At 69.8% G+C, this 25,508-nt stretch carries 13 protein-coding genes; 4 read left to right on the top strand and 9 right to left on the bottom strand.

Going from position 1 to position 25,508, the window contains the following annotated elements; all coding sequences use genetic code 11:
• Positions 1-22 precede the first annotated feature (22 nt).
• From EV192_RS36865 to EV192_RS36855, 3 genes are all read left to right on the top strand, one after another.
• Positions 23-1,474 (top strand): L-fucose/L-arabinose isomerase family protein, encoded by a 1,452-nt coding sequence (locus EV192_RS36865; protein WP_132123252.1) that lies wholly within the window; start codon positions 23-25, stop codon positions 1,472-1,474.
• Positions 1,474-2,937: a rhamnulokinase gene (locus tag EV192_RS36860; RefSeq protein WP_207926477.1), complete on the top strand. Its 1,464-nt coding sequence runs from the start codon at positions 1,474-1,476 to the stop codon at positions 2,935-2,937. Before EV192_RS36865 ends, EV192_RS36860 begins: the two co-directional genes overlap by 1 nt.
• 67 nt (positions 2,938-3,004) lie before the next feature.
• Positions 3,005-6,208 (top strand): glycosylhydrolase-like jelly roll fold domain-containing protein, encoded by a 3,204-nt coding sequence (locus EV192_RS36855; RefSeq protein WP_243727309.1) that lies wholly within the window; start codon positions 3,005-3,007, stop codon positions 6,206-6,208.
• Here EV192_RS36855 and EV192_RS36850 read toward each other — a convergent pair.
• Positions 6,205-6,828 (bottom strand): hypothetical protein, encoded by a 624-nt coding sequence (locus tag EV192_RS36850; RefSeq protein ID WP_132123250.1) that lies wholly within the window; start codon positions 6,826-6,828, stop codon positions 6,205-6,207. The genes EV192_RS36855 and EV192_RS36850 overlap by 4 nt on opposite strands.
• Before the next feature lie 104 nt (positions 6,829-6,932).
• Between EV192_RS36850 and EV192_RS36845 the strand changes: the two genes are divergently transcribed.
• Positions 6,933-9,719, top strand: coding sequence for a CHAT domain-containing protein (locus EV192_RS36845; protein ID WP_132123249.1), 2,787 nt, complete (start codon positions 6,933-6,935; stop codon positions 9,717-9,719).
• Here the strand turns inward: EV192_RS36845 and EV192_RS36840 are convergent.
• From EV192_RS36840 to EV192_RS36805, 8 genes are all read right to left on the bottom strand, one after another.
• Positions 9,672-12,497, bottom strand: a complete 2,826-nt coding sequence (locus tag EV192_RS36840) for an AfsR/SARP family transcriptional regulator (protein WP_132123248.1) — start codon at positions 12,495-12,497, stop codon at positions 9,672-9,674. The two genes, EV192_RS36845 and EV192_RS36840, sit on opposite strands and share 48 nt — an antisense overlap.
• Before the next feature lie 188 nt (positions 12,498-12,685).
• Complete coding sequence (locus EV192_RS36835; RefSeq protein ID WP_132123247.1) at positions 12,686-14,359, bottom strand: acyl-CoA dehydrogenase family protein; 1,674 nt, start codon at positions 14,357-14,359, stop codon at positions 12,686-12,688.
• The gene (locus EV192_RS36830; RefSeq protein ID WP_165960827.1) at positions 14,356-15,072 is read right to left on the bottom strand and encodes a thioesterase II family protein; all 717 of its coding nucleotides are present in this window, start codon (positions 15,070-15,072) and stop codon (positions 14,356-14,358) included. Before EV192_RS36830 ends, EV192_RS36835 begins: the two co-directional genes overlap by 4 nt.
• Positions 15,073-15,092: 20 nt before the next feature.
• Positions 15,093-16,373, bottom strand: a complete 1,281-nt coding sequence (locus EV192_RS36825) for an MFS transporter (RefSeq protein ID WP_132123245.1) — start codon at positions 16,371-16,373, stop codon at positions 15,093-15,095.
• Complete coding sequence (locus EV192_RS36820; protein WP_132123244.1) at positions 16,370-19,189, bottom strand: type I polyketide synthase; 2,820 nt, start codon at positions 19,187-19,189, stop codon at positions 16,370-16,372. Before EV192_RS36820 ends, EV192_RS36825 begins: the two co-directional genes overlap by 4 nt.
• The gene (locus EV192_RS36815) at positions 19,186-20,994 is read right to left on the bottom strand and encodes a non-ribosomal peptide synthetase (protein WP_132123243.1); all 1,809 of its coding nucleotides are present in this window, start codon (positions 20,992-20,994) and stop codon (positions 19,186-19,188) included. The genes EV192_RS36820 and EV192_RS36815 overlap by 4 nt, the downstream gene beginning before the upstream one ends.
• Positions 20,991-22,199: an acyl-CoA dehydrogenase family protein gene (locus tag EV192_RS36810; protein WP_132123242.1), complete on the bottom strand. Its 1,209-nt coding sequence runs from the start codon at positions 22,197-22,199 to the stop codon at positions 20,991-20,993. The genes EV192_RS36815 and EV192_RS36810 overlap by 4 nt, the downstream gene beginning before the upstream one ends.
• Positions 22,196-25,411 (bottom strand): non-ribosomal peptide synthetase, encoded by a 3,216-nt coding sequence (locus EV192_RS36805; protein ID WP_132123241.1) that lies wholly within the window; start codon positions 25,409-25,411, stop codon positions 22,196-22,198. Before EV192_RS36805 ends, EV192_RS36810 begins: the two co-directional genes overlap by 4 nt.
• Positions 25,412-25,508 lie beyond the last annotated feature (97 nt).

The raw sequence follows: 25,508 nt of genomic DNA, 5'->3' as shown, positions 1-25,508 counted from the left end.
GCACGGAGAGGACAGTAACGCCATGACCGACACGCTCGCGCGGCCCGCGTTCGACGACCTGGACCGCATCACTCCGCGCAGAACCCGGATCGGCCTGGTGGCCGGCGGACTCGGGGCGTACTGGCCGCAGTTCCCGGGGCTGCTGCCGCAGTTGCGGGCCTCGGCCCGGCGGGTCACCGAACGACTGTCCGCTTTGGACTGTGAGGTGGTCGACGCCGGCTTCATCGCCGACCCGCACGAAGGCGCGGCGGCGGCCGAGAAGCTGCGGGCCGCCGACTGCGACCTGATCATCGGGTTCCTCACCACGTATCTGACGTCCAACATGCTGGTGCCGATCGCGCAGCGCAGTGGTTCGCCGGTGCTGCTGCTGAACTTGCAGCCCACTGAGGCGATGGATCACGAGACGTTCGACACGGGCGCGTGGCTGGCGTACTGCGGCGCTTGCCCGTTGCCGGAGATGGCCAACGCGTTCCGTCGCGTCGGCGTCGAGTTCCGGTCGGTCTCGGGCTACCTGGAGGACGAACGGGCCTGGACGAAGATCGGACGGTGGATCAAGGCGGCCGGGGTGCGCGCGGCGTTCCGGCACGGCCGGCACGGCCTGCTCGGGCACCTCTACCCGGGCATGATGGACGTCTCGTCCGACCCGACGCTGGTGTCCGCCCAGCTCGGCGGGCACGTCGAGATCCTGGAGATCGACGACCTGCGGGTGCGCGTCGAGCAGGTCACCGAAGCCGAGACCCAGGCCCGGATGGCGCTCGCCCGGGAGATCTTCAGCATGGACGAGTCCGTGGTGGAAGAGGATTTCGCTTGGGGTGCAAAGGTGTCCGTCGGGCTGGACCGGCTGGTGGCGGACTTCGAGCTGGACTCGTTGGCCTACTACCACCGCGGCCTGGACGGCGAGACGCACGAGCGGGTCGGCGCCGGGTTCATCCTGGGCGCGTCGCTGCTCACCGCGCGTGGCATCCCTGCCGCCGGCGAGTACGAGCTGCGCACCTCGCTGGCCATGCTGTTGATGGACCGCCTCGGCGCTGGCGGTTCGTTCACCGAGCTGCAGGCGTTGAACTTCCGCGACAACGTGGTCGAGATGGGCCACGACGGTCCAGCGCACCTGGCGATCAGCGCGCGCAAGCCGTTGTTGCGCGGGCTGGGCGTCTATCACGGCAAGCGTGGGTGGGGCGTGTCGGTCGAGTTCGACGTCCGGCACGGGCCGGTGACCCTGCTCGGCATCGGGCAGCGCCGCGACGGGACATTCACCCTGGTCGCCTCCGAGGGCGAGGTCGTGCCGGGGCCGTTGCTGCGGATCGGGAACACCACCTCGCGGGTCGACTTCGGCTGCGACCCGGGGGAGTGGACCGACGCGTGGTCGGCGTCCGGCGTCGCGCACCACTGGGCGCTCGGCACCGGGCACCGGGTCGGCGAGTTGACCGCCGTGGCGGACCTGCTCGGGCTTGAGCTGACCGTGGTGCGGGTGTGATGCGGCTGGCGGCCGTCGATCTCGGGGCGTCCAGCGGGCGCGTGATGGCCGGCACGGTCGGCCCGGGGCGGCTGGACATCGAAGAGGTGCGGCGGTTCCCGAACGAGCCCGTCCGGCTGGGATCGACGCTGCACTGGGACGTGCTCGGCCTCTACCGGGAGACCCTCGCGGGCATCCAGGCGGCGCACCGGCAAGGACCGTTGGCGGGGATCGGCGTCGACTCCTGGGCCGTCGACTACGGGCTGCTCGACGCGTCGGGCATGTTGCTGGGAAATCCGGTCCACTACCGCGACTCGCGCACCGACGGAGTGATGGAGTGGGTCTCGAAGAAGATCTCGGCGCGCGAGCTGTACGACGTCACGGGACTGCAGCAGCTGCCGATCAACACCCTCTACCAACTGGTGTCCGAAGTGGACACACTGGGCGCCGCGGCCACCCTGCTGATGATCCCGGACCTGGTGGCGTACTGGCTGACCGGTGAGATCGGCGTGGAACGGACCAACGCGTCGACCACCCAGCTCTACGACGTCCAAGCCAAGCAGTGGGCCACCGGGCTCGCCGAACGGGTCGGCATTCCGCCGCGCCTGCTGCCGCGGTTGCGCGACCCCGGTGAGTGGATCGGCACCCTGCTCCCAGGACTGGCCGAAGAACTGGCGTTGCCCGAATTGCCGGTGCTCGCGGTGGGCTCGCACGACACGGCGTCGGCTGTGGTCGCGGTGCCGGCCGAGTCGGGCGCCAACTTCGCGTACATCTCCTCGGGCACCTGGTCACTCGTGGGGGTAGAGCTGGCGGAGCCGGAGCTGAGTGACGCCGCGCTGGCCGCGAACTTCACCAACGAAGGTGGCGTGGACGGCACAATCCGGTTCCTGCGCAACGTGATGGGCCTGTGGGTGCTGACCGAGACCCTGCGTACCTGGGCGGCGCACGGCGACCCGGTGGACCTGGCCGGGGTGCTCGCCAGTGCGGCCGACGCGCCCGCACTGGCGGCGGTCGTGGACATCGACGCGCCGGCGTTCCTGACCCCTGGTGACATGCCCGCGCGGATCGCCCAGGTCTGCCGGGAGACGGGCCAGCGGCCGCCCGGCACCCGGGCCGAGGTCGTCCGGTGCATTGTGGACAGTCTCGCGTTGGCCTACCGGCGCACGGTTCGTCTGGCCGCGAACTTGGCTGGGAAGACCGTCGACGTCGTCCATGTGGTCGGCGGTGGCACCCGGAACCACCTGTTGTGCCAGCTGACCGCGGACGCGTGTGGGGTGCCGGTGCTGGCCGGTCCGGTCGAGGCGGCCGCGTTGGGCAACGTGCTTGTGCAAGCCCGTGCGCTGGGCGCTGATCTGCCTGACTTGGCGGCCATGCGTGGGCTCGTGCGACGGACCCAGCCGATGCGGGAGTATCGTCCGTCCGGCCGTGAGGCTGAATGGGTGGCGGCCGAAGCACGCCTTGACCTGGCCGCTCGCGTCACGTAGCGTGATCATTTCATGACCTGCGGTGTCGGAGGTTCTCTTGGTCGCTCCAGGTTCTGAAGAGGGCTTCGTGGCGGAGCTTTTCGCCACTCCGCGCGCGGACAGCCGGCCCACCATCCTGTGGTTCTGGAACGGCACCGTCACCAACGATCTGGTCACCGCCGAGCTCGCCGACATCCGCGCCCGCGGCATCCATGAGGTGCTGATCTTCCCGTTCGACACCCTCGCGTTGCAGCCACGGTTCTTCACCGAGGAATGGTTCGCGCTCATCGAATTCACCCTCCGTGAGGCGCAGCGCAACGACATGCACCTGTGGCTGTTCAACGACGACTTCTTCCCCAGCGGCCGCGGCGGCGGGTTCGTGGTCAACGGTGGGCAAGTGGGTGACCGGGTCTACCAGCCGCGCCCGGAGTTGCGGCCGCACGGCGTCGGTAAGGTGACTTTGGCCGTGTCCGGCGGCGACTCGGTCACGTTGGTGAACCACGGACTGGTCGTAACGGCCGGGCGGCTGTTGGTGGACGCGAGCATCCGCGACGGCATCACCCTGCTGCGCGCGGGCGCCGACTGGCGGGACTACGACGTGCAGGCGACCGTCCGAGTGGAACGCGCGACCGCAGGTCTGATGGTGCGCAGTCCGGACGCGTCCAACGGCTATCTCGCCGACATGCGCATCGACGGCGGCGTGGACATCTGGCGGCAACAGAACGGCGGGTTCTCGTTGCTGTACAACGCGCCTGGGGTGCCGGGATTCAATCCGGCCGTCGACCACGTGCTGAAGGTCGCGGTCCGCGGCACGCACATCCTGGCGTCGGTGGACGGGGTCAGCCAACGTACAGTCGTCGACGCCACGTTCCCCACCGGACGGGTCGGTATGCGGGCGGTCGCGACCCAGCGGTCGTCGTGGGACAGTGTCACTGTCATCGATGCCGGCGGCCAGGTGTTGTACTCCGACCAGTTCGACACCGACGCGTCCATCGACGCCTTCGACCTGCCCGACGCGCTGCCGTCGGTCGCGGCCACGGCCCGGCCGGAGGGCTCGGCCGACATCGCCGGGATCGTCGACCTGACCGACATCGCCCGCCGTGCCGGCGAATGGACGGCACCGCCCGGGAAGTGGCAGCTGGACTTGTTCACCGTGCGTCCGCTCGGCCTGAACGACGACAGCCGGCACACGTATCTTGATCTGCTCGACGACGAGGCGGTGAATCTCTTCCTCGACATCGTGCCCGGCGAGTACCTGCGCCGGTTCCCTTGGGCCGTCGGCGGTGTCCTGCGCGGATTCGCCGACGACGAACCGTTCATCGCGTCAGCCGTGGCGCATTTCAACGCCGTGCCGTGGTCTGGGTCGTTGGACGACGAACTGTCCCGGCTCGGCGTGGCACCTGGGCTCGCGCTGACCGCGGTACATGACGACTTTGGGCCACCCGGCCTGCGGCTGCGCGGGGTGTTCTGGCGTGCGGTCGCCAACCGGTTCGCCGCCGCGTACTTCCGCACCCAGGGCCAGTGGATGGCCGACCACGGCATGAAGTTCATCTCCAACCCGCTGTGGGACGAGTACGGGCCAGCCGAACAGGTGAAGAGCACCGGCGACCTGCACACCGACAACCAGTGGGCGCAGGTGCCGGGCACCGACCTGGTCTTCGACCACTACCAGCGCGGCTACCACCGAACGCTGTCCAGGTATCCGGCCAGCACCGCGCATCAGCTCGGGCTGGAACGCGTCTACCTGGAGGCGATGGGCGGAACAGGCTGGGCTGTCACCCCCGCGTTCACGCGGGAGGTCGTCGGCGCGTTCGCCGTCCGCGGGGTGAACCACACCCTGCTGCACGCCAGGTTCAGCGACTCCGGCGACATCGTCTACCCACCCCCGTTCCAGCCGGTCAACCCGTGGTGGAGCCTGTCCGCGCCACTGAACGACTGGATCGGCCGCCTGATGGAAGCCGGCCGCGCGCCCGCCCGTGCCCGAACCGTGCTGCTCCAGCCGCAACGCGCCGCCGAGTCCTTTCAGGACACAGACGCGAAGCAGAGCATCGACGACTCGTTCACGAACGCGGTGCACGCCCTCGAAGACGTGCAGGTCGACTTCGACCTGGTCGACGAAGGAGCGCTCGACAACGATCCCGCACTGGTCACCCACGCCCTGGCCAGAGGGCCCAGACTCGTGCTGGGACAACAGGCTTACCAGATCATGGTGGTGCCGCAGACGCCGATGCTGGCCCTCGGCACCGCGCAGGTCCTCGTCCGGTTCGTCCACGGGGGCGGAACAGTGATCGTCACCGGCGACCTGCCCACCCAGGAGTCCGGAGGAGACAACACAGGACTACGCCAGGCCGTGGACCGACTGTTCCTCGGCGCACACCAGGCGATCCACGCGCCCGACCCAACGGCCGCCGCCGCGGCAGCCGTGTCCGCGGGTGGTGCTGCGGTCTCGCTCACCCCGCCGATGGCTTCGGTTCGTGCACTCCGGCTGGAGAGCGGCCGCGAGCGTGCCTTCGTGCTCACGAACGAGCTCGCCACCGCGGTTGACGTCACCGCCACGTTTCCCGCGACCGGCGTGCCGGAGATCTGGGACCCCGAAACGGGCACGACGGACATGGCAGGCGTGTGGCGATCGTTCACCGACGAACAAGACGACACCGAGATCCCACTGCGGCTCGAACCGAAGGCAACCCTGCTGGTGGTGTTCCGGGCAAGGCAGGAGCCGGCACACGCCGTGTCGTCGACCGCGCCGGTGGAGCGGATCCACGGACAGAACGCCACTGTACGGGTGACCGCGCCTGGCCCGGTCACGGTTGTCGTGACCGCGGACGGTCAGCTGTATCAAGGCACGGCGAACGTGACCGACGCGCTCGCCGCCGTCCCGCTCGACGGCGACTGGCGGTTCCACTTCGACCGGGCGGACTCACCGACGGTCACGCGTCCGCTGGGTTCGTGGACCGACCTGGACGGTGGCTTCTCGGGTTCGGCCTGGTACGAAAAGGACATCTCACTCGACGACGCGACACTGACCGGACACCGTTGGATCCTGGATCTCGGTGAAGTACACGACGTGGCCGAGATCGAGATCAACGGCGCACCTCTCGGCTCCCGCCTCTGGCCGCCATACCGGCTCGACGTCACCCCCGCGCTGCGGCCTGGCGACAACCTCGTGCGTGTCCGTGTCACCAACACCGGCGCCAACGCGCACGGCGAGCAACTCCCGTCCGGCCTGTTCGGCCCGGTGTCGCTGCGTCCCGAATTGCTGGTCGACATCCCGCTGGCCCTGACGAGTTAGCAGGTCGGCAAGATCAGGTTGTCGGTGATCTGGAAGCTCTTGTCGAGCTTGGCGATCACCCTGGTGGCCGCGTGCGGAGCACGATCTTGGACCCACCGGCTGACGGCGTGCAGGAAGCCGCGGAGATCCTGATGTGCCCTGCGCAGTTGCCCTGTGACGCTGTCCAGTGATGCGGTGATCGTGCGGTCGACCCGGGGGAGATCTTCGCCCATGCCGCCGTCAGGCCAAATACGGAGGGCGCCGTCGAGGTGTTCGATCCACGGTGCGGGGCTGTGACCGAGCCATGGCTTGCCTCCGTCCAGCGCGCCGGCCCACTCGCGCCAGCCCTCCAGGCCGCAACAGCAACTCGGTGGAATGGTCACTCCGGTTCGAGTGTCCCGGGCCAGCAGACCACCGCTGACGATCAGGCATTCAGCCTGTACCAGCTCATCGAGCACATCAGTGACCGCGTGCGCATCATCGAGGTGATGGGCCGCCAACGCAGCCATTGCTGTGCCGACTTCTTGAGTCGAGAGGTTCGCCGATACGTGCAGCACGCGGTCGGCCGGCGGCGTGGCTACCGGCCAGAGGGCGAAGCCGGTCGTGGTGGACGTGTCGACCACGGGTTCCAGGATGAACACGGTTCAGTGTCCACGGGTGACACATCGACCCGCAACGGCAATACCTGGCTCAGACGTCCGTCAGTTAAGGAGGGACTCAGCAAGCGACGGGAAGGACCCTGGACGTGTTCGGATCGCTGCCGCCCACACTCGCCGCCGTGGTCACCGAGGCGATCACTCAGCGTCAGCAGGTGGGGGCATTGGACACATTGAGAGCGGCGCTGCAGAAGGATCCGTCGAGCGCACGCTCTCTCGCGTACCACGATGTGGCGAAGTTGAAGGTCGCACTGGACGAGTTCGACGCGTTGCCCGCGGATACGCCGCACCGGACGAAGATAGCCGCCGCTCTGGCGTGGGTGTGCGTCGGCAGTTCGATCGGCGACCTCGACCATGAACACCTGGACCGGGCGGCTGTTCTCGCGGAGATCGCCGAGCCGGATCCGGACGTTCCCCCGGAGTGGCGCGTGTTCTTCGGGTTGCTTCGCGGCAACAAGAGCATGGGTGACGTGCGGAAGGGGTCCACGACTGCCAGCTCCAGGGCGCTGCGAGCGGAGTTCGAAGGCTATCGGAAGCTCGTCGACGCCGTTCCGGGTTCGGTGAGACGGGAGGTGTCCGCCGGCGTCGACGCGATTCTGGCCGCTTTCGACACCCGCGTCGCGTATTTGGAGGCGGATCCGGGCAGAGAGTCCGAACTGCTGCGGGAAACCGACGGAATGGTGGACAGCGCCGCTCCAGCCTCGCACGAACGCGTGCGGGCCGAGATTTTGTTGCTGTTGAAGAAGACGAGCGGTGCTGGCGCGCGAGGGGAACACCAAGAAGGGCGGCGTCTTCTGCGGTCGGCGCTGGATCTGGCCGAGGAGTTGCCCGCTACCGATCCGATTCGCCAGGCGTTGGCGGCAGCAGCGCCGAACGTCATGGTCTACCTGAACATGCCTGCGGGCGACGGAACCGGTCGCTGGGCGACGTCCGAGGCGGATCGGGCCGAGCTTGACCGTCTCTGCCGGAGCCCCGACATACCCGATGACGAGCGTGCGACGCACATGTTCGCCCTGGCGATGATTCGAATGCGTGAGCAGACGCCCGCCTCGATGGACGAAGCCGTTGACTTGTGCGAGCGTGCACTCCCCATGTCACCGCCTGGTGGCGTCCTTCATTCACGGCACCTCGCCACGATGGGGATCGTCCGTGCGGCTCGGTGGCAGATGTTCGGCGATCCCGACGACCACGGCGAGTTGGCCGCCGGGATCGCCTGTTTGGAGCAGGCGCGGGCCAATGCGGTCGAGACCGGGAACGTGGACGTCCTCGTCAGCATCGGGAGGGACTTGTCCCAGATGTACTTGATGGACGGATGTACGGACTCGGCGCGTGAAACAGCGATCACTGGGCTGCGGGGGCGCGTGTGGAGCGCTGTGTTGCAGTCCCGCGCGGCCGATGTGCATCTGGCCATCGGCGACGCCGCTGACGACGCCTACTGGGCCGCCCAGCTTTTCCTCAAGAGCAATCGGTTCGACTTGGCCGCGTGGGCGCTGGAGATGGGCCGCGGCCTCATCATCCACGCCGCCACGGAAACCCGGGACATCCCGACCCGGCTGGCGGAACACGGCAAGGCCGAACTGGCGAGGGAATGGCTTGCAGCGCCCGCCGATCAGATCCCGAGTGAGTTGCGCCGGCGGGTGATGAGCGCGCTCGCCGGGGTCGAACTGGCCGCGGACGGGTCGCTGGCGGCCGACTTCGACACCGCGATGCGACTGGTGCCGGACCCGCCATCACCGGACGAGATCAGAGCCGCGCTGATGGCCCTCGACATGGACGCGCTCGTCTACCTGGTGCCCGGAAAGCGTGATGGCACGGGACTTGCCGCTGTCATCCCGGTGTCCGACCATCCACATTGGATCACTCTGCCGAAGCTGATGACGGAGCAGGCCGCGGGGTTCGAGCACGACCTGTCGGCAGCGGCACGGGAGGTGCAGCCCATCCCCGGCAGGCGCACCGACACTGTGGACACGATGTGCGAATGGGCCTGGGAGTCGGCGATCGGTCCGCTGCTCGCGGACGTCGAGACATCGAAAGACGTCCCGCGTATCGTTCTCATTCCGGTACGCGAACTCTCCCGCATTCCTTGGCACGCGGCCTGGCGAACCGTCGACGGTCGCGTCCGGTATGCCGTGGAGGACGCTGTTTTCTCGTACGCGGCGTCCGCGCGAATGTTCTGCACTGCCGCCTGGAGCGGCGATGTGGCGCTCACAGACGGTATGATCGTCAGCGATCCGGACACCGCCGGTGCGGCTCAGCCACTGCCTGGTGCCCGCGCGGAGGCCGCGGCGATCCGTGAGCGCTTTTATCCGAACGCCCGGCTCGTCGGCAGAGCCGCCGACGGTACCGAAGCGGCCGACGGGCGCGGCCTTTCTGAAGACGTGCGATCCTGGCTCGCGGATCCGCAGGGCGGCACGCTGCTGCACCTGGCCTGCCACGCCACGGTCAACGCCGGCAGAGGCAAGGACGACACCTCATACCTCCTGCTGTGCGACGCGGAACGACTGTCGGCCGAAGAGTTCGTCGACGCGTCGAGCAGCCGCGACCTTGCCGTGGCCGTCATCGCCGCGTGCCGGAGCAACGAGTCAGGACGCGGCTACGACGAGGCGTTCAGCCTGGCTACCGCGTTCCTGGCGCACAACACCCGTTCGGTGATCAGCGCGCGCTGGAACGTGCCGGACAACGAGACATCGGTTCTGATGTACATGTTCCACCACTTCCTGCGCGAGGAGGGCCTGCGACCGGCGGACGCCCTCCGCGCGGCGCAGCTGTGGATGATCCGAGCCGGTGAGCTCCCCGCCGGGACCCCGGCCATTCTGAACCCCCTGGCGTCACCGGATGTCAGGACCTGGGCCGCCTTCGTCCACTCCGGCCGCTGAGAGGTCGTCGAGTTGCCGCTGGACGCGGTGAACGTCCTCATGGCGCCCCAGTTGCCGGTACAGCTCGGACGCTTCCCGCCACACCGTACGGGCCTGCTCGTGCTCGCCGAGGGCGGCGTGCGGATGGCCGATACGGTCCAAGGTGTTGGCGGCTTCGGAGGTGTTGCCGAGGTCGCGGAGCAGGGTGAGGGCCTGCTGGTAGTGGCCGACGGCCTGCTGGTGTCGCCCGGTGTGGTGGGCGATGTAGCCGAGGCTGTCCAGCGTGTTCGCCTCACCTTCCGGGTCACGGTGCTGCCGGTGCAGGGTGAGGGCGGCCTCGCAGTGGGTACGGGCGGTGTCGTATTCGCCCAGCCGCGCCGCGTACCACCCCACCACGTTGCGCGCGTCGGCCTCCCACTCGGGTTGGTCCAGCGCGTCCAGGAGGTCCAGGGCTTGGGTGGCGTGCCGGAGGGCTTCCCGGTCGTTGCCCCGCCGGCCCCAGGTCGACGCGAGCACCCGGTGGGTGCGGGCCTGTTGGTCGGGGTCTTGGTGGTGCTCGGCCAAGGCGAGGGCCTGGTGCAGGTGCTCGGTCGCCTGGTCGTAACACCCGAGGTCGGCGTGGGCGCGGCCGAGGTGCCTGCGGGCGTGGATGCCGGGGGCCGGGTCGGGCAGGTGGGCGGTGGCGTCCAGCGCGGACTGCCATACGGCCACCCGGTCATGGCGGTGCCCCCGCCAGTACAGGAAGGTGTCCAGGGGCCACGCCAGCTGCCACACGCTGTCCGGCCAGTCGTGGTCGGCGGCGGTCCGCTGAGCGGCCAGCAGGGCCGGGTGTTCGGCGTCCAGCCAGGCCAGCGCCGCCGGGACGTCCGGGATTGGCCGGAGGTACACGTCGGCGGCGGGCGGGTCGACCGGGATCGACGGGCCGTGCGGGTCCAGCAGGCGGTCGGCGGAGTGGGCGCTGTGGGTGTAGAAGTCCAGCACCCGTCGCAGCGCCGCGTCCCGTACGTCCTCGGTGAGGTGTTCCTGCGCGGTGTCGGTGGCGCCGAGGCGGATCAGGTCGTGCATCCGGTACCGGCCGGGTGTGTGCTGCTGCACCAGTGACCCGCGCTCCAACTCACGCAGCAAGGCCCGCGTGGACCCCGGTGGCAGCGCGGCCAGGGAAGCGGCGGCGAAGAGGCTGATGTCCGCGCCGGGTGCGATGCCCAGCAGCCCGAACAAGGTGGCGGCCGGCGGGCTGAGCGTCCGGACCGACCAGGACATCACGGCCCGCAGGTCACCGCGCTGGTCCCCGGCGTCCAACCCGTCCAACCGGGCCGTGGCGTCCCGGAGTTCCTCGGCCAGGACGGCCAGGGGGAACGTGCGATGGTGCACGGCGCGGGCGGCCACGATGCCCAACGCCAGGGGCAGACCGGCGCAGTAGGCCAGCAGGTCGCTGACGGCTTGGGGTTCGGCGGCGACCCGGTCCGGGCCGAGGTGGCTGGCCAGCAGGGAGCGGGCCTCGGGTTCGGGCAGGACGTCCAGGTCCAGGATCCGGGCGCCGTGCGCGGTGATCAGGCCGCCGAGGTGGTACCGGCTGGTGACCAGCACAGTGCAGGTCGGGCTGCCCGGCAGCAGCGGCGTGACCTGGCCGGTGTCGCTGGCGTTGTCCAGCACGACCAGCATCCGCTTGCCGGCCACCAGACTGCGGTACAACCCGACCTGCGCGTCCAGCTCCACCGGGATCGCGCCCGGGGCCACACCGAGGGCGGCCAGGAACGCGCGCACCGCGGTGGCGGGGGACATCGGCTCGCCGGAGGGGTCGAAACCGCGCAGGTCGACGTGCAACTGGCCGTCCGGGAAGCGGTCGAGACGCTGATGCGCCCAGTGGGACGCCAACCACGTCTTGCCGATCCCGCCGGTGCCACCGATCGCCGAGATCACCACCGTGCCCGCCGGCTCGTCGAGCGCCTCGTCCAGGGCGGCGAGTTCGGTGGTGCGGCCGGTGAACAAGCGAGGCGGGGCCGGGAGTTGCCGTGGCGTCGGCACCGGGGACGGTTCGGTGACCGGTGTGGGGGTCGCGAGGGTGGGGTCGGCGGTCAGGATCTGCTGGTGCAGCCGGCGCAACGGCGGGCTGGGGTCGGTCCCCAGCTCCTCGGCCAGCAGCTGCCGCAGACGGTCGTAGTGCTCCAGCGCCTGCGCGGGCCGGCCGCCGCGGTACAGGGCGAGCAGATACTGGCCGGCCAGGCGCTCGTCCAACGGGAGCTGCTGGGTCAGTTCGAACAGCTCCGGGATCAGCGCGCCGTGCTGGCCGTTGCGCAGGCGTAGATCGGTCAGTTCGTGCTGGGCCGCTTGACGTTGACCGACGAGCATCGCGCGGACGGTCTCGAACCACGGTGTGCTGGCGCCGGTGAACGGCTCGCCACGCCATTGCCGCAGCGCCTCGGTGAACAGCGTCATCGCCCGCTCGTCGGATTCCGTGGCCCGTGCCTCGTCAAGGAGCCGATGGAACTCGTGCAGGTCGACCGTGGTGGGATCGGCGGTGAGCCGGTAACCCGGCGCTTCCCAGGTGATCACGGTCTCCGGAACGGCGGCCAGCGCGGTGCGCAGCAGTGTGACGCTGTGCTGGACCCCGCCGCGGGGGCTTCTGGGCAAGGGGCGGCTTCCCCAGACCCGATCCACCAGTTGGTCGACCGGAACAATGCGGTTGACCTCCACCAGCAGGACCGCGAGAACGGCCCGCAGCTGGGCGTACCCGATGATGACGGGCTGGCCGTCGACCTCTGCCTCGATCTGTCCAAGCAAGCGGAACTGCGTCCCCATGGAGGTGTCCCCGTCACCGATGATTCGGACACCAGTCCTAACGGCTGGGGATCGGCCACTCAACCGCTACCGCCGGGTCACACCCGTTCGGCGTGGCTCGCTACCGCCGAACGGCACGGGCACATGACAGAAGTCATCCGTCGAAAGAATGGTGAAGGCAGTGTCCCGCAATGGTTTCCGAATTCATTTCAGAGCGGCGCCATACTGTTCTCGTCCGCGGCCAGCCACTGCGTGGTGACGCGCCGGTATGGTTCGGCATCGGCCCTTTCGAGGTCGCGCCACAGGCCGGCGAGGCGGTTGCGGGCCTGCGTGCAGTAGACGTCGACCACGGACTGCTGGTCGCGGTCCTCGGTGGCCGCGCGGGCGAGGACGACGGACATCGCGAGCAGTTCGTGCATGATCATGCCGAGCGGGATCATGATCAGTTCTTGCTGGAACAGCTCGGTTCGGTCGGGATGGCGGCGGGTCAGTTCCCGGCACGTCACGGCGAGGTTCCGGCTGGCGACCGTGGTGGCCGTGAGGTGCGCCTGATTGCGGGCTGACAGTCGTGCGGCGATGGGAGCCGGGACCGCGTCGGACGGTTCGGCGCGCCGGGGGACGTCCGTGTAACAGCGGTCCAATGCCAGCCGCGCGCCCCGGAACGCGACATTGAAGTCGACACCGCCGGTGATGCGCAGGACACGGGCGTCGCGGAACAGTTGTTCCATCGGCAGTGTGCTCGCCTGGCGGCGGCGTTTGCTGGTCGCCGTCTCCGCGCCCTCGGCCGCCAGCAACGACATCGTCCGGTCCACGACCCGCCAGCAGGCGAGCGAGTTGATGTTCTTGGCAGCGTGCCGGTCCAGGAAACGTCCGTCCAGGTTGGTCCCGTCGTCGGAGCCGAGCAGGCACCAGCGGGTCACCGTGTCGATCGCGTACACGTCCGCGACCGACGTCGCGACGAGGTGCTGGATCGCTGGGTAGTCGGCCAGCCCGACGTGGTCGACGGACCGCCGGGTGACGAAGTTCCGCTGGAACTTCAGGCAGCGCCGGGCCATCGCCAACGCGGCCGACGAGATCAGATACACCCGGCCGCGGGCGCTCGTGGGCTCCAACAGCGGCAGATCCCGCCAGTGCCGCCCGGGGCCGACGATCACCCGGTCGGCGGAGACCCGAACGGCCTCCAGCGTGAGCGCGCCCAACGGCAGTCCGCGTAACCCCAGCACCTCTTGTCTGGCCCGCACGCGGAAGCCCGGCGACCGGGTGTTGACCACGAACAGCCCGGCGTCCTCCGCACCCGGCGTGGACGCGCCCACGATCAGTTCGTCGGCGACAGGACCGTTGCTGATGAAGATCTTGTCGCCGGAGAGCACGTAGCCGCTGTCGACGGGGATCGCCGTGGTGGTCATCCTCCGGTTCGCCGCGCCGATGGACTCGGTGTCGGCCCACCCCGACAGCACGCCGTCGGCGATCCGACGGCTGATCAGGTCGCGCTGCGGGCCCGGTGGCAGGACCGGCAGCAGCATGGGCAGGCCGATGCCGTTGTGGGTGGCCACCACGAAGCCCGCGGCCACCGACTCGGCCATGAACGCCGAGATCGCGCGGAACGTGCTGAAGTCGGACAACCCCAGGCCGCCGTCGGCGGTGGGCAGCTGCATCCGCAGGTAGTCACTGCCCCGCAGGTCGGTCAGGAACTGTGGCGGCAGCAGACGGTTCTCGTCCACCGCCAGTGGGTCCAACCGGCCGGCGAGGAACGCGCGGACTTCGGCCACGACCTTGTCGCCGGCCCGCTGGTCGTCCGGCGGCGGCGTCGGGAAGGGGGCCATCAGGTCCCACCTCGGCCGGCCGACGACGAGGTCGGCGAGGAAGCCGGTGCGGTCGGTCATGAGAGTCCTCTCAGGACGGTGCCGATGATCTCGACGGCCTTGGTCGCCTGGTGCCTGAGATAGAAGTGGTCGCCCGGGATCAGGTGCACCGCGACCGCCGCCGACGTGTGGCCGCGCCAGGCGCTCAGTTCGTCGGCCGTCCACGCGTCGTCGACACCGCTCAGGACGACGAGTGGGCAGGGCAGCGGCGGCCCCGGCACGTGCCTGTACGTCTCGAACACGGCGAGGTCCGCACGGAAGGTGTCGATCACGTGGCCGTAGAGCTCGTCGTCGGCGACCAGTTCGGCGGGGGCGGCCGGGTAGCGCCGGGTGATCTCCGACCGGAACTCGTCCGGCGGCAGGCCGTGGATGGGAACGTCGCCCTGCGGCAGTTGCGGTGGCCGGTGGCCGGACACGAACAGGCACGCCGGTGGCCGTCCCGCCGCCGTCAGCACCCGTGCGGTCTGGAATGCGACGAGCGCGCCGAGGCTGTGGCCGAACAGGGCGAACGGCGGCCGGAACGGCACAGCCGCGACGATCGCGTCGACCAACGGGTCAAGCCGGTCGATGGCGGGTTCGAACAGGCGCTCGCCCCGGCCGGGCGGCACGACGCCGCACACCTCGACGTCGGTCAGCCGCTCGTCCCAGCGCAGGTACTCGCCGGGCAGGCCGCCGACGTACGGGAAGCAGTACAGCCGGAACGGCGCGTCCGGCCTGCTGTGCCGGCGGCTCACCCACGGATTGTCAGTCACTGTCAGTCACCGGTCGCTCCCGTCGCCTCGGGCAGCGGTGCGGGCATGGTCCGCATCCGGCCCACCTTGGACAGCAGCAGCGGCACCGCCGGCAACATGTTCCCGACGGTGGCGATCCACAGCACCGCGTGCAGGCCCAGTTCCTGACCGGCCAGGCCGCCGAGGAACGCGCCCACCGGGATGGGTCCCCAGTTCACGAACCGGACGGTCGCGTTCATCCGGCCCTGCATGTCCAACGGTGTCACGGCCTGGCGCAGGCTGATCTGGCCGATGTTGTACACCATCACGCCGATTTCGCCGACCAGGATGCCGATCGCCAGGACCACCATGGCATTGGCGGGTGTGGCCACCGCCATCAGCGCGGTGGCGGCAGCACCGGCCGACACGGTGGTGACCATCACCGGCCCGAACCGCCAGCGGCGCAACAGGCGGCCACCGATCAGCGACCCGGCGATCGCGCCGACGTTGCCGACCAGGAGCACGACGCCGAGCTGCGCGGGCGTCAGGCTCAACTCCCGCACGGCGTAGAGGGTGAAGATCGCGCCGGTCATGCCGAACAGGTAGAAGAAGTTCGAGATGCCGGTGGCGAACGCGAGTGGCCGGATCTGTGCGTGCCGGAAGACGTATCGCAGGCCTTCGCGCGTCTGGCTTACGAGTTCGCGCGGGTCGACGATCTTGCCGCGCGGTTCGTCGGCCGTCCGGACATCACGGTGTCGGATCAGGCGCAGCAGGCCGGCCGAGCTGACGTAGCTGACCGCGTCGACCAGGATGGCGACCGGCGCGGTGAACGCCTGGACCAGCACGCCGCCCAGGCCCGGCCCGGCGAGCTGGGCGACCGAGTAGGTCAGGTTGAGCTTGGTGTTGCCGTCGACCAGCTGGTCACCGGCCACAATGGACGGTAGGTACGACTGGTGGCCGACGTCGAAGAACACGGTCAGCCCGCCGACCAGGAAGGCGATCGGGTACAGGACGGCCAGGCTCAGGCCGCCGAGCCAGCCGAACACCGGCACGGCGATCAGCAGGACGGCCCGGCAGAGGTCGGTGACGACCAGCAGCGGGATGCGCGGCAGCCGGTCGACGATGGCACCGGCGGGCAGGCAGAACAGCAGGAACGGCAGGTACTGCATGGTCGCGAGCACGCCCACTTCGATGGGGGTCGCGTGCAGCAGCAGGATGGCCGTCAACGGCAGTGCCAGCGCGGTGATCTGCGTCCCGATCAGGCTGATCGACTGGGCCGCCCACAGCTTCATGAAGTCGCCGTGTCGCCACAGGCTGGTGGTCATCGCTGTCCTCCTTCGCCGGCCCGGAGTTCGTCGATGTGCCGGGCGAGACCGGCGACCGTCGGATACTGGAAGACGCCGCGTAGTCTGACCGGCAGGTCGAAGCTGTGCTGGACCGCGCGAACCAGTTGGGACGCGGTGATCGAGTCGCCGCCGAGCGCGAAGAAGCTGTCGGTGAGGTCAACCTGGGCCACCCCGAGGACCAGGCGGAACACCTCGGCCACTCGTTCCTGGGTCGCGTCGAACCTGGTGCCGGTCGCCGGCACGGGCTTCGCGGGCGTCGTTTCCGGCAGCGGGCCTTCTTCCCGGTCGACCCGGAACCGCCGGCGCTGGAAGGGATACGTCGGCAGCGGTATCCGCCTCGGTGCCCGTTCGCGGTGCGGCGCGGCCCAGTCGACCGTGCCGCCCGCGGCCCAGAACCGCCCGATCGCCGACAGGAGGACCGCCGGTTCCGGTGTGACATCCCGCGGATGCGGCATGGTGGGCAGCGCGAGGGTGCCGTCGGGTCGATGGGGGTGCCTGCGCAGCACCGTGGTCAGCGCCTGACCCGGGCCGACCTCGAACACGGCGGTGTCGGGACGGCCGAAGACCGTGTCGAGCGCGTCGGTGAACCGGACAGTGCGCCGGAGGTGGCCGGACCAGTAGGCCGGATCGGTGATCTCGTTGTGCGACAACACCTTTCCGGTCAGCTCGGACAGCACAGGCAGCGTCGGCGTCCGTCGGGGGACGGCCCGGACGATCTCCTCGAACCGCCCCACGATCGGTGTCACGTAAGGGGAATGCGCCGGTACGGGCACCTGCAGCCGGCGGGTGTCCACGGCCATCTCGTCGAGTCGTGCCTGAAGTCGCGCGATCGGCTCGGCGGCGCCGGCGACCACGCATTGGTTGGGGCTGTTCACCACGGCGACGGTGAGGTCACCGGTCAGCAACGGGGTGACTTCCGCTTCGGGCAAGGGGATGGCCACCATGGCGCCAGGCTGGACGGTGCCAAGGAGCGCGCCGCGGGCGATCACCAGAGCCAGCGCGTCCTCCAGGGTGAAGACGTCCGCGACGCATGCGGCGGCGTACGCGCCAAGGCTGTGCCCGACAACCATGTCCGGCCGGACATCCCACGCCAGCAGCAGCCTGGCCATCGCGTACTCCGTCGCGAACACGGCCGGCTGGCTGACTGCCGTGTTTGTCAACCCGTGCTCGTTGTCGAACATCACCGCACGCAGGTCGACGCCCAGCCGTGGCTCGGCGAGCTCCGCACAACGGTCGATCCACCTGCGGAACTCCGGTTCGTGCGCGTAGAGTTCCCGCCCCATGCCCGGGTGCTGGCCGCCGAGCCCGGGAAACGCGAAGGCCACGCGTCGAGGGATGGCGTGGTTCGGGCCCGTCCGCCCCAGGGCCTCGATGACCGACGCGTGGTCGGTGCCGACGACGTAGTGCCGGCAGGACTGCGCGCACCGACCGACCTGAAGCGTCCACTCGACGTCGGCGAGGTCGACTTCGGTTTGGTCACGCAGGTGCCCGGCCAGCAGCGTCGACGCCTCGGCCAGGGCGGTCTCTTCACGGGCGGACTGGACGATCAGGCGCCACGGCCTGGTCCGGTCGACCTGGGCACGTTCGACCGGCGGCGGCTCCTCGATGATGACATGCGCGTTCGTGCCGCCCATGCCGAACGCGCTCACCCCGGCACGGCGTGGCTTCGGCCACGGTGTCAGGCGGGTGGCGACGAAGAACGGGCTGGTGTCGAAGTCGATCTCCGGGTTGGGCGATTCGAAGTTGAGGCTGGGCGGGATCAGACCGTGCTCGACGGCGAGCACGGTCTTGATCACGCCAGCGACCCCGGCCGCGGCGTCGGTGTGGCCGATGTTGGTCTTGACAGTCCCTATTGGACAGTAGCCGACCTTGGCCGTGCCGGCGCGGAAGGCCTCGGTGAGGGCGGCCAGCTCGATCGGATCGCCCAACGGCGTGCCGGTGCCGTGGGTCTCGACGTAGCCGATGGAGTCCGGGCCGACACCCGCGACCAGCTGCGCGTCCCGGATCACCCTGGCCTGGCCCTCGATGCCGGGCGCGAAGAACCCCGCCTTCGCCGAGCCGTCGTTGTTGACGGCGGATCCCCGGATCACGGCGCGGACCGTGTCCCGGTGCGCGTCGGCCAGCCGTTTGAGCACCACGACACCCGCGCCGTCGGCGAACACGGTGCCCGCCGCCTTGGCGTCGAACGCCCGGCAGTGGCCGTCCGGGGCGATCAGGCCCTCGTCGTCCGGTTCGGCGTGCCGCCACAGGTGGGCGGTGACCCCGCCGGCCAGCGCCATGTCGCATTCGCCGGCGAGCAAGGCGTTGCTCGCGGTGTGGATCGCGACCAACGAGGTGGAGCACGCCGTCATGATCGTCATGGCCGGCCCGCGCAGGCCGAGTTTGTAGGCGACCCGGGTGGTCAGGAAGTCGATGTCGGTGGCCAGCCTGATCTGCCGGTCGCTGGTGAACGCGAGCCGGTGGCGTCGCTCCCGCAACACCTCGGCGTACGCCGTCATGCTGCAACCCGCGTAAACACCGATCATGCCAGGGAATCCGGCCGGATCATGGCCGGCGTCCTCCAACGCGGCCCAGCACGTCTCCAGCAGGATCCGCTGCTGTGGATCCAGCAGCACCGCGTCGTTGTCCGAGTAGCCGAAGAAACCGGCGTCGAACTCGTCGATGGCGGGCAGCGGCTCGTGTGATTCGACGCCGGCCGCGAGGTTCGCCCAGAACTCCTGTGCGTCGGACGCGCCGGGGAACCGGCACGACAGGCCGACGATGGCGATGAGGTCGTCGTCGTCCGGGTGACTCATCGCCCGCCCGCCTCGCGGCTGACCAGTTCCGCCTGCAGCAGCGCGACGATCCCGCCGAGATCAGGCTGGCGCAGCACCGCCGCCGCCCGCAGCCGGACGCCCGTGGCGGTCTCGATCGAGGCGAGCAACCGGGTGGTCCTCAGCGAGTTGCCGCCGACGTCCACGAAGCGATCGGTCAGCACGGTCTGCGGCCGGTCGAGCAGGCGGCGGCACAGCTGGAGGACCAGGGCCTCGTGCTCGGACAGCGTGGTGTCGGCGATGTCCACCTCGACCGGCCGGATCACGGTCGCCACCAGCGCGGCGCGGTCGATCTTGCCGTTGGCGGTGAGCGGGATGGCCGACACCAGGGACAGGCTCGCCGGGATCGCCTGTTCCGGCAGCCAGGCCCGGATCCCGCCGAGCAGCCGCGCCTCGGTCGGGGCGCACCCTGGATTCGGTTGGACGAACGCGGTCAGCTGGGTCCATCCGTCCTCAGTGGACTGTGCGACCACGACGGCCCGGCGGACCTGGGGGTCACGTTCGAGGGCCTGTTCGACCTCGGCCGGCTCGACCCGTGCCCCGCTCACCTTCACCTGGTCGTCCAGGCGGCCGAGAAACTCAAGGACACCGTCCGCCCGCATCACCACCCGGTCGCCGGAGCGGTAGATAGTGTCCACTGTGGTCAGTCCGGCCGGCGGCGACGCGAAACGCGCGGCCGCGTTGTCGTCGTTGACGCAGCCGAGCGTCAGGCTCGGCCCGCCGATGACCAGTTCGCCCGGCTCGTCGCGGGGGAGCAGGCGGCCGGCCGGATCGGTGACGCCCACTGTGACGCCGGGCAGGGGTCGGCCGATCGGCGGTCCGGCCGGCCCGGACGACTTTGTGTACAGCGTACACACGGTCGTGACCACGGTGGCCTCCGCCGGGCCGTACATGTTGTGCACCTCGGCGGTGACGTCCGCGGCCGGCCAGCGGCGCAACCGGTCGCCGCCGATGCTCAAGTGGCGCAGGCGAAGCCGATCCGGCCATGGCCGCTCCAGGACCGCCTCGGCGAGTGGCGTGGGCAGGAAACCCACGGTGACACCGGCCTGGTCCCACCATTCGACCAGCGCCTGCGGATCCCACGCGGACTCCGCCGGGGCCACGCACAAAGCCGCGCCCGAGCCGAGGGCGGACCACAGTTCCAGCAGGTGCGGATCAAAGGCCGGATTGAACAACAAGCTGTGCCGTTCGCCGCCGCGTAGCCCGACGAACGCGCTGTACCAGCGCACCAGGTTGGCCAGAGACGACCCGCCGATCGTGACGATCTTCGGGCCGCCTGTGGTCCCGGAGGTCAGCACCGCGTACCAGGTTCCGTCCGGAGCGGACACCGCTGTCTCCGGCGGGGTGACGCGTGCGGCGGCCGCGTCCCCGAAAGGTAGGAGCAACCGGTTCCGGGACAGCCGCTCAGGGCGATCGATCAGGCAGGTCACGCGCAGCGAACGCAGGGCGGTGTCCAGCCGTCGCGCTCCTGGCGCGGACCCCAAAGGCAGGTAGACGGCGCCCAGCTTGGCGATGGCCAGCGCCACGGTCACCAAGGCGACCGAGCGGTCCAGGCACACCGCGACGACGTCACCCGGGTGGACGCGGACACTCAGCCGGTCCGCCGTCTCCTCGGCGAGGGCGTCCAGGTCCGCGAACGTCCACACCGAGTCGCGGTCCACGAGGGCGAGCGCCGCCGGGCTTCGCGCACACCACCAGCCGTACCACTCGAGCATGGTCCCGCCCGGAGCCGGCGCGGGTGGCAACTCGCTTCCGCGAGCCACACTGAGTGTGTCGTCCGGTGTCATGACCTGCCTGCCCCGGTGGACATACCACTGCTCCTCTCGAGGTCACCGCCGAGGCCCATGGCCCGGGCGATGATGACTTTCTGGATCTCCGTGGTGCCTTCGATGATCGTCATCATCCGAACGTGCCGGTACAGGAACTCCAACGGATGTCCCTTCACCCACGCCGCCGCACCGTGGATCTGCACCGCCCGGTCGACGACGCGGACCGCGGTCGTGGACGCCGTCAGCTTGGCCAGTGCGGCGTTCTCCGGCGCGGCGACACCTTCGTCGACCAGGCGGGCGGCGGCGAAGGTGAGCAGTGCGGCCGCTTCCACCTCGGCGCGGCTGCGCACCAGGTGATCCTGCACGTGCTGGTAGTCGCCGATGGGCCGGCCAAAACTGTGGCGGTGCCTCGCGTGGCGCAGCCCGAGCGCGAGGGCGTGCTCGGCGATGCCGACACAGATCGCCGCCACCACCAGCCGCCCGCGGGACAGGCTGGCGATGCCGTGCTCCAGCACGGCCGCGTCACCGATGCCGATCACGGCGTCATCCGCGACCCGGACGTCGTCCAGCACGATCTCGGACAGCGGTTCGCCGGACATACCCGTGAACCGTTGTCCCACAACCAGACCCGGCTCGTCGATGGCCAGGACGAACACCGCGGGCACCGCGCGCTCGCCAGCTTCCCGCACCGCGGCCACGATCACCGCGAAGTCGGCGTGCTCGGCGTTGCTGACAAATATCTTGCGGCCGGTCAGTGCCCAGCGGTCGCCGACTCGTCGGGCCGTGGTGGTGAGGGTGAAGGCGTCCGAACCCGCCTGCGGTTCGGTCAAGCCGAAGCAGCGGGTTTTCTGGCCTCGGACAAGGGGTTCCAGGTACTGCTTGCGCTGGTGTGGCGTGCCGTGCAACAACAGCGGGCTCGGACCGTCCGAACCGGCCAGAGCGTACGGCGCCAGTCGGCAGCCGGACCGGTTGGCGGCGGCGTAGAGCGCCACCATGGCGGCGAACGGCAGGGCGCCGCCGCCCACCTCCTCGGGATAGTCAGCGGCGTAGAAGCCGAGCGCGGCGGAGCGCCGCCGCACGTAGTCCGTCAGTTCGCGCGGCGGGATGTCGCTCTCCGCGTCCAACTCTCCGGCGAGCGGCTCCAGTTCGCGGCTGACGAACGTCGCGAACGAGTCGACCAGTTCGCGGTGGTCCGCCGCCAGCACCGACGAAGGCGTGGTCACTGGTCCCGCCGATCCCGCCTGGATCGGACGCGCGACAGCCGGGTCCGATCCACCACCCGTGTGTGGTCGGGCGGCGCTGGATCAGCACCGTTCGACAGCCGGCGGGCGAGCGCTTCGACAGTCGGGAACCGGAACAGGGTGGTGACCGGGATGTCCATCTTGAGCTCGTCCGAGATCCGGGCGTGTGCCAGCAGCAGGAGCAGCGAATGCCCACCCAGGTCGAAGAAGTTGTCGGTGCGGCCGACCTGGTCGAGGCCGAGGACCTCGGCCCAGATCCTGGCGACGCGTCGCTCCAGGTCCGACGACGGGGACACGTCGCCCGCGCGTGGCGGAGGCGGAGTCGGGTCGGGCAACGCCGTCCGGTCGATCTTGCCGACAGGGGTCCGGGGCAGCTCCGGCATCAGCACGAACGCGGTGGGGATCATCGCGTTGGGGAGCCGATCGGCCAGGTGTGCGCGCAGTTCTCGACTGTCCAGGTCAAGCTGTGGCTCGACGTAGGCGACCAACTGTCCGTGGTCCGCGGTCATGGTCACGTACGCGTCCCGGACACCGGGACAGGTCAGCAGCTGCCACCTGATCTCGCCGGGTTCGATCCGGTATCCCCGGAACTTGATCTGGTCATCGGTCCGGCCGAGGAAGTGCAGCCGCCCTTCGGCGTCCCGGTAGCCGCGGTCGCCGGTGAGGAGAACGCGTTGGCCGCCCAAGGGCACGGCCGACACGAACCGCGCCGCCGTAGTCGCCTCGTCGTCCAGATAGCCGTCCGCGAGCGTCGGTCCCGCGATCGCGATCTCCCCGACAGCGCCTGCCGGCAACGGATTCCCGCCCACGTCCACTACGTGGGTCCGCACCCCACGCAGGTCGAGACCGAGCGGCACAGCCCTGTCGTCGCGAGTCAACGTGTGTACGGTCGAAGTGATCGTCGCTTCGGCGACCCCGTACGCGTTCATGACGGTCGTGCCCACCTCGGTGGCGGCGTCCACCAACCCACGGATCTGCTCCACGGGCAGCCGTTCGCCACCCAGGATGATCAGCCGCGGTGACCAGCGGCCGTCGCTCAGCGCGGCGATGATCTCGTCGCGCACGGTCAGGACGTAGCTGGTCGGCAGGTTCGCCACGGTCACCCCACGGGCCGCCGCCACGGCGACCAGGTCCCGTCCGCTCAGCAGCCCGTCCTTCGGCACGACCAAGCCGGCGCCGGCCGCCAATGTGGGCAGCACTTCCTCAAGCATGACGTCGAAGTGCGGCTGGGCGAACGCCAGCACCCGGTCGTTCGGTCCGAGCCGGTAGGCCTCGATCAGCGCGGTGATCTGGTGGGCCAGCGCGGCCCGGCCCACCACGACCGGCTTCGGCAGCCCGGTCGAACCGGAGGTGTGCATGATGTACGAGGCAGTCCCCTTGACCCGTGGGACATCCGCGGCACGTGGCCATTCGGACGCGGCCAGGTCGACCACGGGTGGCAGGCCGTCGGCGGTCAGCCGGCGACGCAGTTCCTCGGTGCTCACCACCAGTGCCGGGGCGAGTCGGCGCAGCAGGGCCTCCAGGCGACTGGGTGGATCGGCCGCGGGCAGCGGGCAGTAGACCGCGCCGATGCGCAGGCAGGCGAGCAGCGTGACCACGCTGTCCAAGCCACGGCAGAACAGCACCGCCACTGGTTGCCCTTCGACCACTCCAGCGCCCTGCAATGCGGCAGCCACCCGCTCGACGTGCCCGGCCAGACCGCCGAACGTCCATCGGGTTGCTCCGCTGACGATCGCCAGCGACGTCTCGTCCCTGCCGTCGGTCGCCCGGGGCACCGACGTTGTGCCGTCCAGCAGTGTCGGGTTGTCGGTGGGTGCGAGTTGTTGGTGCTGTGCCGTTGCGAGCGCGGCTAGTGCGGTGGTCGGCTCAGCGTCGACGTAGGCGCGCAACAGGTCGGCGAAACGGTCGGCCAGCAGACGCACGGTCTGCTCGGTGAAGCGGTCCGTGTCGTAGTCCCACGTGAGGTCCATGCCGGCCGGTCCGGACCGGCGGCCGACCACCCGGCGGGAGTCCGGGCGCAGCACCAGATCCAGGTCGTTGCGGGTGGTGCTGGTGGTGAACCCTTCGAACATGCGCACGTCGAGTCCTGGGACGTCGACGTCGGGCATGGTGTCGTCGGCCTGGTTGAACACGATGTTGAACAGGGGGTTGTCGGCGCCTGTGGTGTGCTGGCCGAGGAAACTGGTGATCTGCTGGATCGGGACGTCCTGGTGCGCCAGTACCCGCATGACGACGTCGGTCACCTCGTCCAGCAACGCGGCGGCCGGCGCGTGCGGATCGATCCTCAGTCGGAGCGGCAAGGTGTTGACGAACATCCCGACCACGTCCTCGAACCCGTCCGGACGGTTGCCCACGGCAGTGCCGATGACCAGGTCGGCGAGTCCGCTGTGCCGACGCATCACCTCGGCGAACAGCCCCAGCATGGTGGTGAACACGGTGTGTCCGCCGGCCGCTCCGGCGGCCCGCAACCGGTCGGCGAGCGCCGGCTCGATTCGTTGCATCAGCTGGGCGCCATGGTTGCGCCGCTCCGGGGTGCCCCGCATCAGGCCGGGCAACGGCGTCTCGAAGGTCGCCCCGTCGAGTTCCGCCCGCCAGAACTCCAACCCTCGCGCCCGCTCCGCCGAGTTCCCCTCGGCCAGCCGCATCGCCACATAGTCCACATAGGACCCTGGGTCGGGCTGTGCCAACGGTTCGTGGGACACGATCGACCGGTACGCGCTGAACAGGTCCCGCATCAGGACCAGGAACGACCGGCCGTCGTGGATCAGGTGGTGTTCGGAGTGGACCAGCCGGTGCTCGTCCGCGGCGACGCGCACCAGGCACCATCGCACCAGCGGCGCCTGGTAGGTGTCGAACTCCCGATCCGCCTCGTCACGCAGCAGTCGGTCGAACGACGTGTCGGGGTCCGATTCGGCGGAAAGGTCCACCGAGTGGTAGCGGAGCCGGCAGTCCGACACGACCCGCTGCCGAGGCCGGCCGGTCCCGCCGGCCACCAGTTCGAGCCGAAGCCCGGGATGCCGCCGCAGGATCGCCGTCATCCCCAGCCGCAACGCGTCCTCGTCCAGCACACCGCGCATAGTCAGGACCGCGACGAAGTTGTAGGCCCGGCTCCCGGGCGACAGCCGTTCGTGCAACCAGACAAGTTCCTGCGCCGGGGAAAGATCGAACAAGACCTGCTGACTCAAGTTTCCCATCGCACCAACGCTCGCTCGAGCGGATCACCGAAGTGCCCCCAGGCTGCCCCACCAGCCCTTGGCAACTCTTTGGCACCGCTTGAGTGCGCTGGTCAGC

Source organism: Actinocrispum wychmicini (assembly GCF_004345645.1).
Lineage (GTDB): Bacteria > Actinomycetota > Actinomycetes > Mycobacteriales > Pseudonocardiaceae > Kibdelosporangium > Kibdelosporangium wychmicini.
Note: the sequence above shows the minus strand (reverse complement) of the source record. Positions and strands in the feature narration are given on the sequence as shown.

What these genes read in the sequence shown, in the direction of transcription:
- EV192_RS36815 (WP_132123243.1), bottom strand. Translation starts at nt 20,994, where the DNA reads ATGACACCGGACGACACACTCAGTGTGGCTCGCGGAAGCGAGTTGCCA.
- EV192_RS36835 (WP_132123247.1), bottom strand. Translation starts at nt 14,359, where the DNA reads ATGACCGACCGCACCGGCTTCCTCGCCGACCTCGTCGTCGGCCGGCCG.
- EV192_RS36820 (WP_132123244.1), bottom strand. Translation starts at nt 19,189, where the DNA reads ATGAGTCACCCGGACGACGACGACCTCATCGCCATCGTCGGCCTGTCG.
- EV192_RS36805 (WP_132123241.1), bottom strand. Translation starts at nt 25,411, where the DNA reads ATGGGAAACTTGAGTCAGCAGGTCTTGTTCGATCTTTCCCCGGCGCAG.
- EV192_RS36865 (WP_132123252.1), top strand. Translation starts at nt 23, where the DNA reads ATGACCGACACGCTCGCGCGGCCCGCGTTCGACGACCTGGACCGCATC.
- EV192_RS36840 (WP_132123248.1), bottom strand. Translation starts at nt 12,497, where the DNA reads ATGGGGACGCAGTTCCGCTTGCTTGGACAGATCGAGGCAGAGGTCGAC.
- EV192_RS36825 (WP_132123245.1), bottom strand. Translation starts at nt 16,373, where the DNA reads ATGACCACCAGCCTGTGGCGACACGGCGACTTCATGAAGCTGTGGGCG.
- EV192_RS36860 (WP_207926477.1), top strand. Translation starts at nt 1,474, where the DNA reads ATGCGGCTGGCGGCCGTCGATCTCGGGGCGTCCAGCGGGCGCGTGATG.